Raw genomic sequence first — 15,732 nt, 5'->3', positions numbered from 1 at the left:
GTGATTGGCTTGCGAACAGTAGATTTCAAAGCCTGCGCAGTACTAGGGGATCACACAACCCCACACGATATGGAAAAGGGCAGCAGTGAGCCGACTAAAGCAATATCGCCTTAGACTTCGTCGCAAACAGCGACTTGTGCGCGCATTTCGCAAGAGTCGCCAATTGAGCTGCGTTCAAAACAATACAAAGCGTATCGAAAAAGAAGATGTTTTGTTGGTTTGCACATTGCGCAATGAGCGCATTCGCTTGCCCTATTTCATGAAGTATTATCGTGACCTTGGTGTGAAACATTTCTTGTTTGTCGATAATGACAGTGATGATGGATCGCGCGAATACTTGATGGGCGCTGATGACGTCTCAATCTGGCACACAACGGCCAGCTATCGGGATTCATTATTTGGCGTTCATTGGATGAACTGGATCGCGCGTAAATACTGTCACAATCACTGGACACTGACGGTGGATGTCGACGAATTTTTCGTCTTTCCATTTTGTGATACGCGCCCCATTCCTGCATTGACGGATTGGCTGGACAGCTCTGGCATCAAATCCTTTTCAGCGATGCTGATCGACATGTATCCCAAGGGGCCTATTGACGCGCAGCCGTATCAAGATGGTCAGGACCCGATGGAAATTGCCCAGTGGTTTGACAGCGGAAATTATATGCTGTCGAAAAATCCCGAGTTCCACAACCTGTGGATTCAGGGCGGGCCACGCGCGCGATTGTTCTTTAGCGACGATCCATATAATGCGCCTTCGTTGAACAAAATTCCATTGGTGAAATGGCATAAAGATTACGTCTATATGCACTCAACCCATATGCTTTTGCCGCGACGTTTGAATTATGTGTATGAGAAGTCTGGCGGTGAAATGGCTTCGGGCGCATTGCTGCACACTAAGTTTCTGAATACTTTTGTTCAAAAGACCGAAGAAGAAATGCAGCGTCGCCAGCATTACGCGGGCAGTCGAGAATATTTGGCCTATCACAACAGAATAAAAGACGACCCAGAGCTGTGGTGCAATTGGTCTGAGAAATACATCAACTGGCGCCAGCTTGAAATTTTGGGGCTGATGTCAAAAGGGAATTGGGCATGAGTGTCGGATTCGTCATGTTGGTGCATGATGCGCTTCACCGCGCCGAAGAGGTTGCGCGCCATCTTGCTGACCACGGGTGCCCTGTCGTGATTCACGTCGACAAGCGCGTGCCAAAAGACATTTACTTGCCCTTCGTTGACAGCCTGTCCGATTTGGCCATTGTTAAGTTTTCCAAGCGCCACACTTGCGAATGGGGCACGTGGTCTCTGGTGGCGGCCTCACAAGACGCGTCCGAGCTGATGCTTAAAAGCTTTACAGATGTGCGCCACGTGTACCTGTCATCCGGGTCTTGCTTGCCGCTGCGTCCGGTCAACGACCTTATCAAATATTTAGAGTCGCGCCCGATGACCAATTTCATCGAAAGTGTCACGACAGAAGACGTGCCGTGGACTGTGGGCGGTCTGGATGCCGAACGGTTCACCTTGCGCTTCCCGTTCTCTTGGAAACGTCAGCGCAAATTGTTCGATCGCTATGTGTCTTTGCAGCGGCGATTGGGGTTTCAGCGTCAAATACCTGACGGCCTTGTACCACATTTAGGGTCACAATGGTGGTGTCTGACGCGCCAAACTTTGTCGGCTATTCTTGAGGACCCCGATCGCAAGGTTTACGACAACTATTTCAAAAAGGTATGGATTCCTGACGAGAGCTACTATCAAACGTTGGTTCGGCTGTATTCCAACAATATTGAAAGCCGGTCTTTGACGTTGTCAAAGTTTGACTATCAAGGCAAACCGCATATTTTCTACGACGATCATTTGCAGCTCTTGCGGCGCTCTGATTGCTTTGTGGCGCGCAAAATTTGGAGCAAAGCTGATCGACTGTACAATACGTTTCTAAACACCCGAATCAACCCGATGCAGGGGGCAGAGCCTAACCCTGGCAAGATTGATCGCATTTTTTCAAAAGCGGTTGAACGCCGGACCATGGGGCGCGACGGATTGTATATGCAAAGCCGCCAGCCAGCGCATGGTAAAGGCAAAGGCAAAACATCAGCTCCATACTCCATTTTTGAAGGATTTTCGGATCTGTTTGAAGATTTTGATCAATGGTTGTCTCAGGCTGTCAGTGCGCGGGCACATGGGCATTTGTTCGGGCCCGAAGGGGTCGAATTTTCAGGCAATCAAAACGTATTTGCGGGGGCGCTGTCAAATCACGCAGCACTGCGTGATTACAACCCGTGTGGGTTCTTGACCAACATCATTTGGAACACGCGAGGCGAGCGGCAGTGTTTTATGTTTGGGCCGCGTGACAATCAAGAAATCAATTGGTTGATCGCGACCGACCCTAATGCGCAAATTTCGGTGATTTCTGGGGCTTGGGCCGTGACGTTGTTCCGATCAAACAGAAATTTTTCGGACATTCGCCGAGAAGCCGCACGCCTACAAAAGATTGAAGCAGAACATTTAGATATTTTGCGATCTCAGCATGTCAAAGCGCGCGTACGCATTTGGACTATGGCAGATTTTATCGACAGTCGTATGGAGCCGCTGCAAGCTATCATTGACGAAATTGGGCCGCGTAATATACGCCGCTTGACGGAAGCACCACGAATGCGTGACTTGACTGGTTTTGGGCAGTTCCTTCAAAACTTGAAAAATCAGGGTATGCACCCGCACCTCATGGGGGATTTCCCAATGGGGTCAGAAGTTGAAAGCGCGTCGTATGAGCGCAAAAAACCTTACTTGGTGAAATAAATTATGCCTCAACGTTATGACTACTTTGTAATTTTTGCTGAAATGCGGACGGGGTCCAACTTTCTCGAAGAAAATATAAATTCTTACCCAGGGCTTAAGTGTTGGGGAGAAATTTATAATCCGCATTTTGTCGGAAAGCCGAGCAATAAAGATTTTGGCGGTATCACCGTTGATAAGCGTGAAGCGAACCCTATGGCGCTTTTGGACGTGCTGAAAAACAAGTCGAGCGGGCTTGATGGATTTCGCTACTTCCATGATCACGACCCGCGTATGTTTGACATAATCATCAATGATCCGCGTTGTGCCAAAATCATTTTGACGCGCAATCCGCTTGAAAGTTATGTGTCGCGCAAAATTGCAGGTGCTACAGGTCAATGGCGTTTGGGCGATTTAAAAGATGCCCGAACAGCGAAAATCGAGTTTAATCAAACCGAATTCGAAGTGATGCTTGATGCCGTAAAGGCGTTTCAGAAAAAGATTTTGCGCAGCCTTCAGGCCAGTGGCCAGACAGCATTTTATATCGCCTACGAAGACGTTCAAGACATTGATGTGCTCAACGGATTGGCAAAGTATTTAGGTGTAGATGAACCGCGATCAAAAACGGTGCAAAAGACCAAGGTCCAAAACCCGTCCAGCCTTGAAGATAAAGTTGTCAATTACGCTGAAATGGTCAGTGCGCTGTCGTCCATCGATCACTTCAATTTGTCAAATACACCGAATTTCGAGCCGCGTCGCGGGCCTGCTGTGCCCACCTTTGTCGCGTCAAATGGGGCGCCGCTTTTGTATCTTCCTGTTCGTGGTGGGCCGGTAGGCGCTCTCAAAGACTGGCTTGCGTCTCTAGGTGACAATCAAGGCCTCATTGAGGGATTCAGTCAAAAAACATTGAGAAATTGGAAGCGTACCAATAAGGGGCATCGCAGCTTTACTGTGGTGTCTCACCCTGTTGTCCGACTTCACCGTACGTTTTGTAAGTATATCGCAGTTGTGACTGATGACACTTTTGGCGAAATTCGGGAGCAATTGCGAAGCACATATAAACTGTCTCTGCCTGCCGATGGGCCGAATACATCTCCAGATGCACACCGCGAGAGCTTCATAAAGTTTGCCAATTTCGTGAAGGGCAATCTTGGGGGCCAGACCTCTATCCGTGTGGATGGTGGCTGGGCGTCGCAGTCAGAAGTCATCAATGGGTTTTCTGATTTTGCGGTGCCGGATCACATTTTTCGTGAAGACGAATTGGCGCAAGAACTGCCTCGGTTGCCTGGGGCCAAAGAATCTACTTTAGCCGAGTCCGCTCAAGATACCCCATTTGCATTGGAGGATATCTATGATGCAGATGTTGAGGCTGCGGTACGCGGGGCTTATCAAAAAGATTACATGATCTTTGGGTTTAAAAGCTGGCGCTGAGACTTTGGCCTAGGCCGCTTTTGTGACGGGAGCAGAGGTCAAAATCGCATGAAGTGTAGCCGCATCGGTATTTGAGCGCAGCTTTGTACAGGTATCGGCGTTACGCATTGTGCGCGACACAAGCGCCAAAGCCTTTAGGTGATCTACGCCAGATTCGGCGGGTGCAAATAGTGCAAAGACCAAATCAACGGGCTGGCGGTCCACCGCGTCAAAATCAAGTGGCGTTTCAAGGCGTAGAAATGCGCCGACCACGCGGTCTAATCCTTCGATGCGGGCATGCGGCAGTGCGACGCCATGACCAACACCTGTGGGCCCTAGGCTTTCACGTTCTTGAAGCGCATTAATCGCAGAGTTGATTTCCAGGCCGTAACACGCGGACGCGACTTCCCCTAGGTCTTGGAAAAGGCGTTTCTTGCTTGTCAATTTGGTAAAGACTTTGACGGCCTCTGGCTGCAAAATTTCAGAAAGTTCCATTTGTATATTTACCCGCCTCGGCCGTCGCGCGAGGCGGGCCAAGATCCTAATTCGCGTTGTTGGGGTCGATCCAGCCGATGTTCCCATCAGGGCGGCGGTATACGACGTTCACTCCGGTCTTTCCTTCTTTGTGGAACACGACGACAGGTGCGCCCGCAAGTTCCATCTGCATGACTGCCTCACCCACCGACAATGTCGGAATGTGAGTTTCCATTTCAGCGATGATCATCGGCTGCAAGGAATCAGGTTCTTGATCCTCTTCGTACTCCGTTGCGGCGAGGATATACGATGAAGCGCCTGCAAGTTCAACCGGTTCGGAGCGGTGAGAGTGATGATCCTTCAAGCGACGCTTGTAACGACGCAGTTGCTTTTCCATTTTTTCGGCACATTGGTCGAATGCAGCATAAATGTCATGCGTATGTGCATTGGCTTGTGCCGTGAGGCCTGTTGAGAGATGTACCACAGCTTCACAGTTAAATTCTGCGCCGCTTTTTGAAAAAATCACGGTCACATTGGTTGGGCGTTCTGCATATTTGTCAACGATAACACCAAGTTCCGTTTTGACATGGGTTTGAAGGGCTTCACCGATGTCGATTTGCTTTCCGCTAATTTGGTACCGCATGATATCTCCTTTTCGTTATTTAGAACCACGTGTCGCATAGATAGTGCGAGCATGTGGATCTTTTGGATTTTGTGAATTGCGGGGGTTTGATGCTCGAACGTTTCTGGTGTCCCAATCTTGCGGTTGGGGATACGTCGGTGTGGTCTGGGCCCAAACGGGCCACTCCACATTTTGTGAAACGATGGTTATGCATCAAGGGTATTTGGCTGCACAATGGGGGGGGATGTCAACCACAAGCTGTAGCGACGGTTATCAAAACCGAAAGTTTTCACCCAAATAGACGCGGCGTACTGTTTCGTCCTCGACGATTTCGCGTGTTGTGCCTGACATCAAAACTTGGCCATCATGCAAAATATACGCTCGATCGATAATTCCTAATGTTTCCTGAACGTTATGATCTGTCACGAGCACACCGATACCGCGGTTTTTAAGGTCGGACACAAGGCTGCGAATCTCTCCAACAGCGATAGGATCAACCCCTGCAAAGGGTTCATCCAACAACACGTAAAACGGATTTGCGGCCAAACAACGCGCAATTTCGACGCGACGTCGTTCACCGCCCGACAATGCGATAGAGGGCGCGCGGCGCAGGTGGCCGATGGAAAATTCACTGAGCAATTCTTCTAAGCGCTCGCGGCGAATCAATGGGTCGCTCTCTGAAATTTCCAAAATGGCGAGAATGTTGTCCTCAACGCATAGGCCGCGAAAGATAGATGCTTCTTGTGGCAGGTATCCAATGCCGAGTTTAGCGCGTCGGTACATGGGCAGCATCGCAATATCGAGACCGTCCACAACCACTTCGCCCGCCTCAGGTGTGACTAAGCCAGCAATTGAGTAAAAGCAGGTGGTTTTTCCCGACCCGTTTGGCCCAAGCAAAGCGACAACTTCACCACGGTTGAGGTCAAGTGAGACGTCTCTAATTACGGTGCGCTTGCGATAGCCTTTGCGTAGATTGCGGACGCGTAGACCCAATTCAGGAGTGTCGGTCATTTATTGTGTTCCGGTTTGAAGGATCGTTTTTACACGTCCTTCGATTTGGCCAGTGCCTGAGGTCAAATCAACCACCATGCGTTGGCCGGATAGAGCATTTTGACCTTGGGTCAATATAACGTCACCGGACAGGGTGACTGAGGCAGCATTGATATCATAGACGGCTTTTTGTGCTTCGATGGCCTCACCACCGTTTACTAACGTTACGCCGCCAGTTGCAATAAGTTGGGAAATCTCATTGGTATCTTGCGTGTCGTAAATCACTTCGACAGTACTGGCAGTGAGGCGCAGAGCCCCTTGACCAATCAACACATCGCCAGAAAAGACGGCCTTGCCGGTGGATTGATCGACACTGAGCTGATCTGAGGTGATTTCAACCGGCAGGGTGCTGTCATGTTTTAAGCCACCAAAGGCAATTTGAGTGCCCTGTGCAAAGGCAGGGGCCTGAAAAAGGGTCAGCCCAATTGCGACAATGGTCGAAATCGAAATAGATTTGAATAACTGCACTTTGATCCCCAAATTTTGCTTATGGTTGGTATATCAGCTTAACGCGATTTTTGAAAACCAGAACATAGTCACCCGTCGAGGTGTCTTGTGAAATTTCCATGGACCCAGCCGAAATTTCGCCAGTTGGAGCCTGCGCGAGCACTTCACCAGGGCTTTCAATTTTTGACATGTTCAATTTCGCAGCGATACGGTTTGTTGTGATCAAATAGCCTGTAGTCGTTTCAAGTTGAACGCCACCTGACAATTCGGCGATATTGCTTGGTCCGTCAATAACCAGGTCATTGGCTGACATCGATACAGCGCTTTGGTCTGGCATTTTGAGTTCCGCGTGTATGTGCGTTGTGTTGACCACGTCTTGGTTTGACGGATCTGGACGAACGGTCGTCGCCGAGATTTTCAACTGTGCTCCATCATCCGTTACCGTAGCAAAGGTTGGCTCATCCAGTCTTTGCTCGCGTGCCAAAGATTCAATTTCTACGCGGGCATAGGGAATATCTGAGATTGTGCCAGGGTTGCGCGAGAATAAAAAAAGCGTCGCCAAAATCGCAAGACTGGCCAGAGGCAAAAAGATCTTTGCACGTGCAACAAGGCGAGAATGTAGATTGTCAAAACGGGCCATACCGCTTTCTTACACAATGCCTGCGCGAAGGCAGTCTTGAATTTTGAGAATGCCGCAAGGCGTGCCATCTTCGGCGGAATTTCGCACAAAGAGACAGGTGATAGAACGTTCATCCATGCGCGCGAGTGCCTTTTCAGCAAGGGCATCGGCGGCAATCGTCATCGGATTTTCCGTCATAATGTCTCCAGCTTTTTTGGTAAGTAGTTCGTCGATGTTGCGGCGCAAATCTCCGTCTGTGATAATGCCTGCGAGCTGCCCATCATCGCCCAAAACACCTACGACACCAAAACCCTTGGCTGAGATAACATCAAGCGTAGCTCGCATCGGAGTGCCAGCAGTGACTAGGGGCATGTCCGTGTTCATCAGGTCGCTGGCTTTTGTCAGGCGTGCGCCGAGTTTGCCGCCGGGGTGAAGCATGCGAAAGTTGTCGGCGGTGAAGCTACGGTGATCCATCAATGCGATGGCGATGGCATCGCCAAGCGCGAGCGTCATTGTGGTTGACGTTGTGGGCACAATACCTTGGTCGCAGGCTTCTTCGGCTTTTGGTAAAATAAGTGGTACGTCACTGGCGCGAATGAGAGAGCTTTCAGGCTTGGAGGCGACACCGATCATAGGAATTTGAAACCGACGCGTAAAGGCGATCAGGTCGGCAAGCTCCGGGGTTTCGCCTGAATTCGACAGGACCAAAACAACGTCATCTTTGCCGATCATCCCAAGGTCACCGTGGCTTGCTTCTGCGGGATGAACAAAATGTGCGGGTGTCCCAGTAGAGGCAAATGTGGCGGCAATTTTACGTGCAATATGTCCAGATTTGCCCATGCCGGTGACGATGGTGCGCCCTTTGGCCCCTAAAATTAAAGATGTTGCGGCGACAAAGTTGTCTCCTAAAGTATCGGCAAGCATCGTGAGGGCATCTGCTTCGCGACGGATCACGCGCTTTCCAACGGTTAGGAATGTTTGAGACTGAGTCATTGGGCATCTTTCTTGAACGGCGTTTGGTGGTCATGCATGAACATAATAGTGCGGGTCTTTAGTGTGCAAAAATATCTGCGTCAGGCCAGCCTTCTAGGTCCAGTAGCGCGCGGGTGGGTAGGAAGTCATAACACGATTGCGCCAGCGCCATGCGGCCTTCGCGCACAAGCATTTCATTCAATCGGTCTCGCAGTTTATGGAGGTACAAAACATCTGATGCCGCATAGTCTAGCTGGGCTTTGCTTAAATCACGTGCGCCCCAGTCACTCATCTGTTGATGCTTTGAGATATCAACCTTAAGAAGCTGTTCCAATAGGTTTTTCAACCCGTGCCGGTCTGTATAGGTGCGCACGAGTTTAGATGCGATTTTGGTACAATAAACGGGCTCTGCCAACGTTCCAAAAGCCTTAAACATCGCTGCGATGTCAAAGCGACCATAGTGAAAGAGTTTCAATACTTTAGGGTCCGCCAGTATCTTACAAAGATTGGGGGCCTCTGTCTGATCGGGCGCAATCTGGATCATATGCGCATGTCCGTCGCCACCAGACATTTGTACTAGGCATAAACGATCTCGATGTGGGTTGAGGCCCATGGTTTCACAATCAATGGCGACCATCGGCCCAAGGTCAAGATCATCGGGCAGATCACATTTGTATAAGAAATTCGTCACATCAGGCCTCTTGCACAGTTTGGCATTTAATATGTGACATAAGCACTTGTCGGCACGCGGGCAAGTTTAACCAAGATGTCGTGCGCGTAGCTACGCAGCTGAATATCAAGCGAGCGTACCGGTAGAGGCTCTCGTTGATCATTGGATCTGCGGCAAGAGCAGGATCAACACCATGAGTTTAAGAAAGGGCTCAACGCATTTTGAGCATTATGAACAGAGGCAAAAAATGCCTGAACAAAAATCTAGGGCAACATCACCCAGATTAGCCCGATAAAATCTTCGCGATGCGCAAAGGTTACAAGATGAATATCGAACACAAAGCGCGCCCCAATAATCCCTTTTGCGTCTTCAGCAGTGACAGTGATTGTCAGGCCATTCTCATCTGCAGTTAGCTCGGCGGGGCCAGCTTCAAGCGCCACAGCTCCGTGTTTGTCATCATTGGTAACAGTAACCTTATGAGCAAAATGCTTGCACAATTGTTGTAGGTATTTTGACCCGTGTTGTGTCGGGTAATAGGCTGTTGATTTGAGCATTTCAAATTCCTGACTTTTTTAGTACGTTTATATCTTTACCTTCGGAACGCAAGTCGTTATTTCCTTGAAAATAAAGCGAAGCCAGACTTTCAGCCACGCGTTCATTGATGGAGAGAGATATGATCCGCACTTTCTGTGCCGCGTTTTTTGGCATGTCACTGTTCGCTGTATCTGCCGCTACGGCGCAAGATATTCGCATTCAAACCGCTCAAGGTGAGATGACGACCGCCTCGAACCCGTCCAACGTCGTTGCCCTTGATATTGCCGCCATTGACACATTGTCAGCTTTGGGTGTGTCGTTGGCCGGTGTGCCTGACAAGGTTTATGTTGATTATTTAGGCGACCTGAACGCTGCCACGGTGGGGACGTTGTTTGAGCCGAATATGGAAGCTATCGCCAATTTAACTCCAGACTTGATTATTGCGGGCGGGCGTTCTGCGGCTAAGGTTCAGCCTTTGTCAAAAATTGCCCCAACACTTGATATGACGATCGGTGAAGATACGATCGCGGACGCGCGGGTGAATATCGCAACCTATGGCGCGCTGTTCGGCAAGCAAGATGAGGCCGCCGAACTAAAAGCATCACTTGAGGTGCAACTGGACACTGCAAAGTCTGCTGCAACCGGCAAAGGAAAGGCTTTGATCCTTATGACCAATGGGCCAAAAGTTTCGGCTTATGGTCGCGGGTCGCGCTTTGGTTGGATTCACACAGCCCTTGATTTGCCTGAGGCATTCGAAAACCTGAATCCAGAGGTCCATGGTGATGCTGTTTCTTTTGAATTCATTGCCGAAGTGAACCCAGATTGGCTGATCGTGGTTGACCGTAGTGTCGCCATCGGTGAGGCCGCATCAGCGCACACGACATTGGACAATCCTTTGGTTGCAGGCACAACTGCCGCACAAAAAGATCAGATCATCTACTTGTCCGCGGCGCCGCTGTATATCGCTGGCGGTGGTTACACCTCGCTCAGCACTACGTTAGCTGAATTAACGACTGCATTCTCCAAATAAGCAAAGGGCCGAGGTGCGTCCTTGGCCGGTAAACGCATGCGCCCGACGTTCATTCTTATTGGCCTTTTGGTGCCACTGTCGGTCGCAAGTTTGTTGATCGGCGCTGCCGGAATTGGTTTTGCCGATTTCGGCAGTGATCCGCATATGTCATTGATCATGACTGTGTCTCGATTGCCGCGCACTGTGGCGGTCATTTTGACAGGGGCAGCTTTGGCGATTGCCGGAGTGGTCATGCAGCAAATGGTGCGCAATCGATTTGTCGAACCGGGGACAACAGGCACGGCAGAAAGCGCCGCATTTGGTTTGTTGGCTGTGACGATTGTTGCCCCCGCATCGCCAATCTGGGTGAAAATGGTGGTGGCAAGCCTTGCAGCCATGGCCGGAACGGCGCTGTTCTTGCGCCTTATCCGCCGTTTGCCTGCGCGTGAGGTGCTATTGGTGCCTGTGGTCGGGCTGATCTTGTCAGGCGTCCTGGGCGCTATTGTCACATTCGTCGGCTGGCAAACCGACCTTTTGCAGCTCATTAGCATCTGGCTCATGACCGGAGAATTCTCGGGTGTTATTGCCGGACGTTATGAGTTGCTTTGGTTCGCGGCGGGTGCCGCCGCATTGGCATGGTTTGCCGCAGATCGGTTTTCCATCCTTGGCCTTGGACGTGAGACCACAACAAGTCTTGGCCTGAATCCGGATGCTGTTATGCGTCTTGGCTTGGTTGTTGTCTCTGTCGTCACAGCGTTGGTGATTGTAACCGTTGGAATGATCCCCTTTGTCGGACTAGTGGTGCCCAATATCGTGGCGCGGCGTATGGGGGACAATTTGCGCGCGACCCTACCTGTGACGGCAGCAGGCGGCGCCACGCTTGTGTTGACCTGTGATATCGTGGGGCGTCTTGTACGCTTTCCCTATGAAGTTCCTGTTGGCACGATCTTAGGCGTTGTCGGCTCTGGCCTTTTTCTGTGGCTGCTCTATAGGGAGCCAGCTCGTGGATAGACGTTTTGCCATTTTGATTGTCGCGCTTATCGCATCTTGCGGAGTCTATTTGTTTTGGGGGTTGGGTCCGCGATGGCAATTCATTCTGGGCTTGCGCGCCCCTAAATTGATCGGAATGTTGCTGGTTGGGGCGTCTATTGCTGTCGCGACCATGGTGTTTCAAACCGTTTGTCGCAATCGCATTTTGACACCTCAAATCATGGGGTTTGATGCCCTCTATATCCTGATGCAAACTGCAATGGTCGCGGGGCTGGGCATCAGCGGTTATGCTGGCTTGTCCATCTCGATGAAATTCGGAGCCGAGGTTGCAGTTATGACCTTGGCCGCTCTGTTGCTGTTTGGAACCCTCTTGGGCCGTGGAACACAGGATGTGGCGCGATTGGTTCTGACGGGTGTGATTTTAGGCGTGCTGTTTCGATCTTTCTCAACCTTTTTGGCACGGATCATCGACCCAAACGCATTCGCGGTGGTGCAGGCGGCAAGCTTTGCGAGCTTTACAAGTATTGAACCCAATTTGTTGCCCGTGACGAGCGTGGTGTGTCTTTGCACAATCGGAATGGCGCTGTGGTTGTCGTCTCGTTTAGATGTACTGGCACTTGGACGTCCAATCGCAATATCTCTTGGGTTGGCGCATGATCGGCTTGTGCTAATCGCTTTGATGATTGTGGCCGTTTTAGTCTCTGTCGCAACCGCACTGGTGGGGCCAATTGCCTTCTTTGGCTTGCTTGTTTCCGGTCTCGCACACGAGATTACGGGCTCGGCTCGCCATGCGCGTTTGTTGCCCATGGCAATCTTGATTGCTGCCTTCATGCTTGTTGCAGGCCAAACCTTATTTGAACGCATCTTAGGATTGCAGTCGACGCTTTCGGTGGTGATAGAATTTGCCGGCGGCCTGTTTTTCTTATGGCTTTTGTTGAAAGGGCGAACACGATGATTTGTGTGGAACAGCTGAGTCACAACGTTGGCAAAACACCGGTTTTGCAAAATATCTCGCTTGAAATCCCTAAGGGCAAGGTCACCGCGCTTGTCGGGCCTAATGGTGCTGGGAAATCAACGCTTTTGTCTCTGATTGGTCGCTTGATGCCTTTGCAAACGGGACGCATATCTGTTGATGGAGCTGACATTGTGCAGACGCCAACGCGCGATCTGGCGCGGATGATGGCGGTTTTGTCGCAAACCAACACCCTTGGCAGCCGTCTGCGCGTGCGCGAATTGGTGGGGTTTGGCCGCTGGCCGCATCATCAAGGCCGCCCTACGAACGAAGATGAGCAGTTGATCGCACAAGCACTCGAGGCTCTTGACTTGACCACATTCGGTGACCGTTTTTTAGAAGAGCTGTCAGGTGGACAAAGGCAACGCGCGTTTATCGCCATGACCTTGGCGCAGGGGGCGGATTGGTTGCTGTTGGATGAACCTCTGGCGGCTCTCGATATGGCCTTTGCGCGGCGCATCATGGCGCAGCTTGCCGCGTTGCGAGAGGCTGGGCGCAGTGTTGTCGTCGTGGTGCATGACATCAATCACGCCGCAGCTTGGGCCGATCATGTCATTGCAATGAAAGCGGGACGTATCGCCGCACAAGGTCCCCCTGAAGCGGTCTGTACCAGCCAAGTGTTGGGCGATATTTATGACATGGAACTGCGTGTCACTCAGATTGAGGGCAAACCGCTTGTCCTTCACCACTTGTGATCTTGAAACCTAAGCCAAATAGAAAAGTGAAACACGATGGAAACTATGACACACGGACCTTTGCAGGTGGCTTTTGATCAACTTTTGGCTTTCGTCAGCATGGGGGGCGCCGCAATGTGGGCCATCGCCATTCTTTCGGTCATCACGGTTGCTTTGATCCTATGGAAAACGATGCGCTTGCTTTCGCTTGGAGCGTGGTCTGGTGGCAAGCACACTGAAGCCGCCCTTGCGCTTTGGGCCAAAGGTCAGACGCGCGAGGCGATCGCATCCTTGGCTTCGCGGCGGTCTTTACGCGCGATGCTGACCTCTGCGGCGATGCAAGCCAGATTGAAATCAGAGTTTGATCAGGCCGCTGCCGAGGCCGAAACAGCCCGTGTGGCCCGTGCGCTTTTGTTGCGGGCGCGTGCGGGGCTGCGGGGTTTGGAATTGGCGTCTACAATCGGGCCTTTGCTTGGGCTTTTAGGGACTGTGACAGGTATGATCGCCGCGTTTCAAGCTTTGCAAGAGGCAGGGTCACGCGCAGATCCTGCCGCTCTTGCGGGCGGTATCTGGGAGGCGCTTTTGACGACGGCAGCCGGCATGGCAGTGGCGATCCCTGCTTCCATTGCGCTGACATGGTTTGAAAGTGTTCTGGACCGTCTGCGCCATGATATGGAAGACAGTGCCACCCAGATTTTGCATAGTGCACCACAGGTAGAATCAAACCAACAGGCGGCCGAATGATCAGTTTCGGCATCGAAAAACCTAGGCGAAAACCAAATTTGACGCCGATGATCGACGTTGTATTTTTGCTGTTGGTCTTTTTCATGCTGGCCTCACGCTTTGGCGCGGATCGGGCGTTGCCCCTGACGGTGACCGGGTCGGGCGGAAGCTATAACGGCCCCCCGCGACTGGTGGAACTGGTTGCGAATGAAGTGCGGCTAAACGGGGTCGTTATGAGCCAAGATGAATTGATCGAAACCCTGCAAACTCTCACAGAGAGCGGCGAAGATGCGATCATTTTACGCGCGCGCGACGAGGCAAACTTGCAAGCACTCGTTCATGTCATGGATGGGCTAACGGCGGCGGGGTTTTCTCGCCTTGTATTGGTGGAATAGAGATGGATTTCAGCACCCAAGCACCGAAGCGGAAAGAAGAAAATCTGCTGCCCATGATTAACGTTGTGTTCTTGTTGCTTATTTTCTTTCTGATTTCTGCCAAGATGACGCCCCCTGAGCCGTTCGAAGTGACCCCTCCCTCGGCACAGGTCGAGGCCGAAGCGGAGGGTGAGTTTACATTGTATATCGCCGCCGATGCCCGTGTTGGGTTTAGGGATGCGACCGGGAAGGAAGCGTTACAGATGCTGGCTGCCGAGCAAACCGCATATTGTGAGATAAACGACTGCGAGGAGGCCAAGCCTAAACTGACGCTACGTGCAGATACTGCCTTGGCGGCAGAAGAGCTTGCTGCACTTTTGCACGAGATTTCCAAGTTGGGTTTTGCCCAAATTGAATTGGTCGCACAATCAGGAGGTACGCCATGAGTGCGCGCTTACAGGCAGCCGCGGCCATAGCAATGGCCGCAGGGCTACATTTAGGAGCCTTTGCATTGCGCCCCGCATCCGTTGGTGCGGTCTCCTCTGGTGCGGGCGGAGAGGGTTTGGTGTCATTGCAAGCGGCGGATGCTTCCATTGCCGAGATGGTTGAGGCATGGGACAAACCGCCTGAAATAGAAACGACACCAGATGTCACTCCTCCTCAGCCTGTTCACAACATCGAAGCACCGGCATTGCGCACGGCCCTAGATGCTGCACCCAGCTTGCCACAAGTCGCCTCACCCATGGCGCTGCCATCTGTTGCAGATGCACTTCCAGAGGCAGATATCAGCCTGCCGCCGCCACCGGTGGCCGTTGAGCCCCCCACCGAACCGGAAATTGAACCAGCCATTGCTGATATCAAGCCGATCCCACGGCCCGCGCCCCCTGAAAAAGCCGTAACCAAGTCAATGCCACCGGCCAAAGTGGCAAAAAAACCAGCAAAGAAAGCTGCGCCTGCATCAGCAGCCCGTGCTGCCCAACGTGCAAGCGGGGCAGGCGGTGGTGCGCAAGCTGGATCAAGGGGCACATCAGAGGCTGCAACATTGTCAAAAGCCACTTTGAACGATTTGCGCGCCAGTTGGGGGGCAGGCATTCGCATGCGCATAGAACGGCGCAAGCTTTATCCGGCTGCGGCTCGAAATGCATCAGGCACCGTCACAGTGCGCTTGACGGTCAGCAGATCTGGTCAACTGTTGGGTGTCTCTTTGGCGAAATCTTCAGGCAATGCTGCATTGGATCAGGCGGCTATCAAGGCGGTGAATGCGGCGCGAAAGTTTAAAGCGGCACCAAAAGGTCTCACGGATTCACAATACAGCTTCAGTCTGCCTATGAGGTTCTCGCGCTAGTCCGCGAACCATATGTTGGTCAGCTTCAATTACTCCACCTT

Annotated in this window: 19 protein-coding genes; 11 read left to right on the top strand and 8 right to left on the bottom strand. The window is 51.6% G+C overall.

What is annotated here, in order from left to right; all coding sequences use genetic code 11:
* Positions 1–163 precede the first annotated feature (163 nt).
* Genes KO503_RS08420 through KO503_RS08410 form a run of 3 tightly spaced genes read left to right on the top strand, consistent with a single transcriptional unit; the run spans position 164 to position 4,197 of the window.
* Complete coding sequence (locus KO503_RS08420; RefSeq protein WP_252731001.1) at positions 164–1,096, top strand: glycosyltransferase family 2 protein; 933 nt, start codon at positions 164–166, stop codon at positions 1,094–1,096.
* Positions 1,093–2,790, top strand: a complete 1,698-nt coding sequence (locus KO503_RS08415) for a beta-1,6-N-acetylglucosaminyltransferase (RefSeq protein ID WP_215991100.1) — start codon at positions 1,093–1,095, stop codon at positions 2,788–2,790. The genes KO503_RS08420 and KO503_RS08415 overlap by 4 nt, the downstream gene beginning before the upstream one ends.
* A gap of 3 nt (positions 2,791–2,793) precedes the next feature.
* Positions 2,794–4,197, top strand: a complete 1,404-nt coding sequence (locus tag KO503_RS08410; RefSeq protein WP_215991099.1) for a nodulation protein NodH — start codon at positions 2,794–2,796, stop codon at positions 4,195–4,197.
* A gap of 9 nt (positions 4,198–4,206) precedes the next feature.
* On the opposite strand, the gene KO503_RS08405 is transcribed toward KO503_RS08410, so the two are convergent.
* The 8 genes from KO503_RS08405 to KO503_RS08370 all read right to left on the bottom strand — a co-directional run bounded on the left by KO503_RS08405 (position 4,207) and on the right by KO503_RS08370 (position 9,584).
* Complete coding sequence (locus tag KO503_RS08405) at positions 4,207–4,671, bottom strand: PTS sugar transporter subunit IIA (RefSeq protein WP_215991098.1); 465 nt, start codon at positions 4,669–4,671, stop codon at positions 4,207–4,209.
* 46 nt (positions 4,672–4,717) lie between these two features.
* Positions 4,718–5,293 (bottom strand): ribosome hibernation-promoting factor, HPF/YfiA family, encoded by a 576-nt coding sequence (hpf, locus tag KO503_RS08400; protein ID WP_215991097.1) that lies wholly within the window; start codon positions 5,291–5,293, stop codon positions 4,718–4,720.
* Between the two features lie 252 nt (positions 5,294–5,545).
* On the bottom strand, positions 5,546–6,283 hold the full coding sequence (lptB, locus tag KO503_RS08395; protein ID WP_215991096.1) for an LPS export ABC transporter ATP-binding protein: 738 nt from the start codon (positions 6,281–6,283) through the stop codon (positions 5,546–5,548).
* Entirely contained in the window at positions 6,284–6,790 is a 507-nt protein-coding gene (gene lptA, locus KO503_RS08390; protein WP_354667580.1) for a lipopolysaccharide transport periplasmic protein LptA, read from the bottom strand. It lies immediately after the preceding gene.
* A 19-nt stretch (positions 6,791–6,809) separates the two neighbouring features.
* Positions 6,810–7,409, bottom strand: coding sequence for an LPS export ABC transporter periplasmic protein LptC (gene lptC / locus KO503_RS08385; protein WP_215991095.1), 600 nt, complete (start codon positions 7,407–7,409; stop codon positions 6,810–6,812).
* Positions 7,410–7,418: 9 nt separating this feature from the next.
* Positions 7,419–8,381, bottom strand: coding sequence for a KpsF/GutQ family sugar-phosphate isomerase (locus KO503_RS08380; protein ID WP_215991094.1), 963 nt, complete (start codon positions 8,379–8,381; stop codon positions 7,419–7,421).
* A gap of 58 nt (positions 8,382–8,439) precedes the next feature.
* Entirely contained in the window at positions 8,440–9,051 is a 612-nt protein-coding gene (locus KO503_RS08375; RefSeq protein WP_215991093.1) for a ribonuclease D, read from the bottom strand.
* 242 nt (positions 9,052–9,293) lie between these two features.
* Entirely contained in the window at positions 9,294–9,584 is a 291-nt protein-coding gene (locus KO503_RS08370) for a DUF2218 domain-containing protein (protein ID WP_215991092.1), read from the bottom strand.
* Positions 9,585–9,703: 119 nt separating this feature from the next.
* Here KO503_RS08370 and KO503_RS08365 point away from each other — a divergent pair, with 119 nt between their 5' ends.
* Genes KO503_RS08365 through KO503_RS08330 form a run of 8 tightly spaced genes read left to right on the top strand, consistent with a single transcriptional unit; the run spans position 9,704 to position 15,691 of the window.
* Positions 9,704–10,594, top strand: a complete 891-nt coding sequence (locus KO503_RS08365; protein ID WP_215991091.1) for a siderophore ABC transporter substrate-binding protein — start codon at positions 9,704–9,706, stop codon at positions 10,592–10,594.
* A 36-nt stretch (positions 10,595–10,630) separates the two neighbouring features.
* Entirely contained in the window at positions 10,631–11,584 is a 954-nt protein-coding gene (locus tag KO503_RS08360; RefSeq protein WP_215991191.1) for an ABC transporter permease, read from the top strand.
* On the top strand, positions 11,577–12,518 hold the full coding sequence (locus KO503_RS08355; protein WP_303505110.1) for an iron chelate uptake ABC transporter family permease subunit: 942 nt from the start codon (positions 11,577–11,579) through the stop codon (positions 12,516–12,518). Before KO503_RS08360 ends, KO503_RS08355 begins: the two co-directional genes overlap by 8 nt.
* Positions 12,515–13,270 (top strand): iron ABC transporter ATP-binding protein, encoded by a 756-nt coding sequence (locus KO503_RS08350; protein WP_215991090.1) that lies wholly within the window; start codon positions 12,515–12,517, stop codon positions 13,268–13,270. Before KO503_RS08355 ends, KO503_RS08350 begins: the two co-directional genes overlap by 4 nt.
* A 36-nt stretch (positions 13,271–13,306) precedes the next feature.
* Complete coding sequence (locus KO503_RS08345) at positions 13,307–13,993, top strand: MotA/TolQ/ExbB proton channel family protein (protein WP_252731000.1); 687 nt, start codon at positions 13,307–13,309, stop codon at positions 13,991–13,993.
* Positions 13,990–14,367, top strand: a complete 378-nt coding sequence (locus tag KO503_RS08340) for an ExbD/TolR family protein (protein ID WP_215991089.1) — start codon at positions 13,990–13,992, stop codon at positions 14,365–14,367. The genes KO503_RS08345 and KO503_RS08340 overlap by 4 nt, the downstream gene beginning before the upstream one ends.
* Positions 14,368–14,369: 2 nt before the next feature.
* Positions 14,370–14,792, top strand: coding sequence for an ExbD/TolR family protein (locus tag KO503_RS08335; protein ID WP_215991088.1), 423 nt, complete (start codon positions 14,370–14,372; stop codon positions 14,790–14,792).
* Positions 14,789–15,691, top strand: coding sequence for an energy transducer TonB family protein (locus KO503_RS08330; RefSeq protein WP_215991087.1), 903 nt, complete (start codon positions 14,789–14,791; stop codon positions 15,689–15,691). Before KO503_RS08335 ends, KO503_RS08330 begins: the two co-directional genes overlap by 4 nt.
* Positions 15,692–15,732 lie beyond the last annotated feature (41 nt).

It is taken from the genome of Pacificibacter marinus (assembly GCF_018860505.1).
GTDB lineage: Bacteria > Pseudomonadota > Alphaproteobacteria > Rhodobacterales > Rhodobacteraceae > Celeribacter > Celeribacter marinus_B.
Note: the sequence above shows the minus strand (reverse complement) of the source record. Positions and strands in the feature narration are given on the sequence as shown.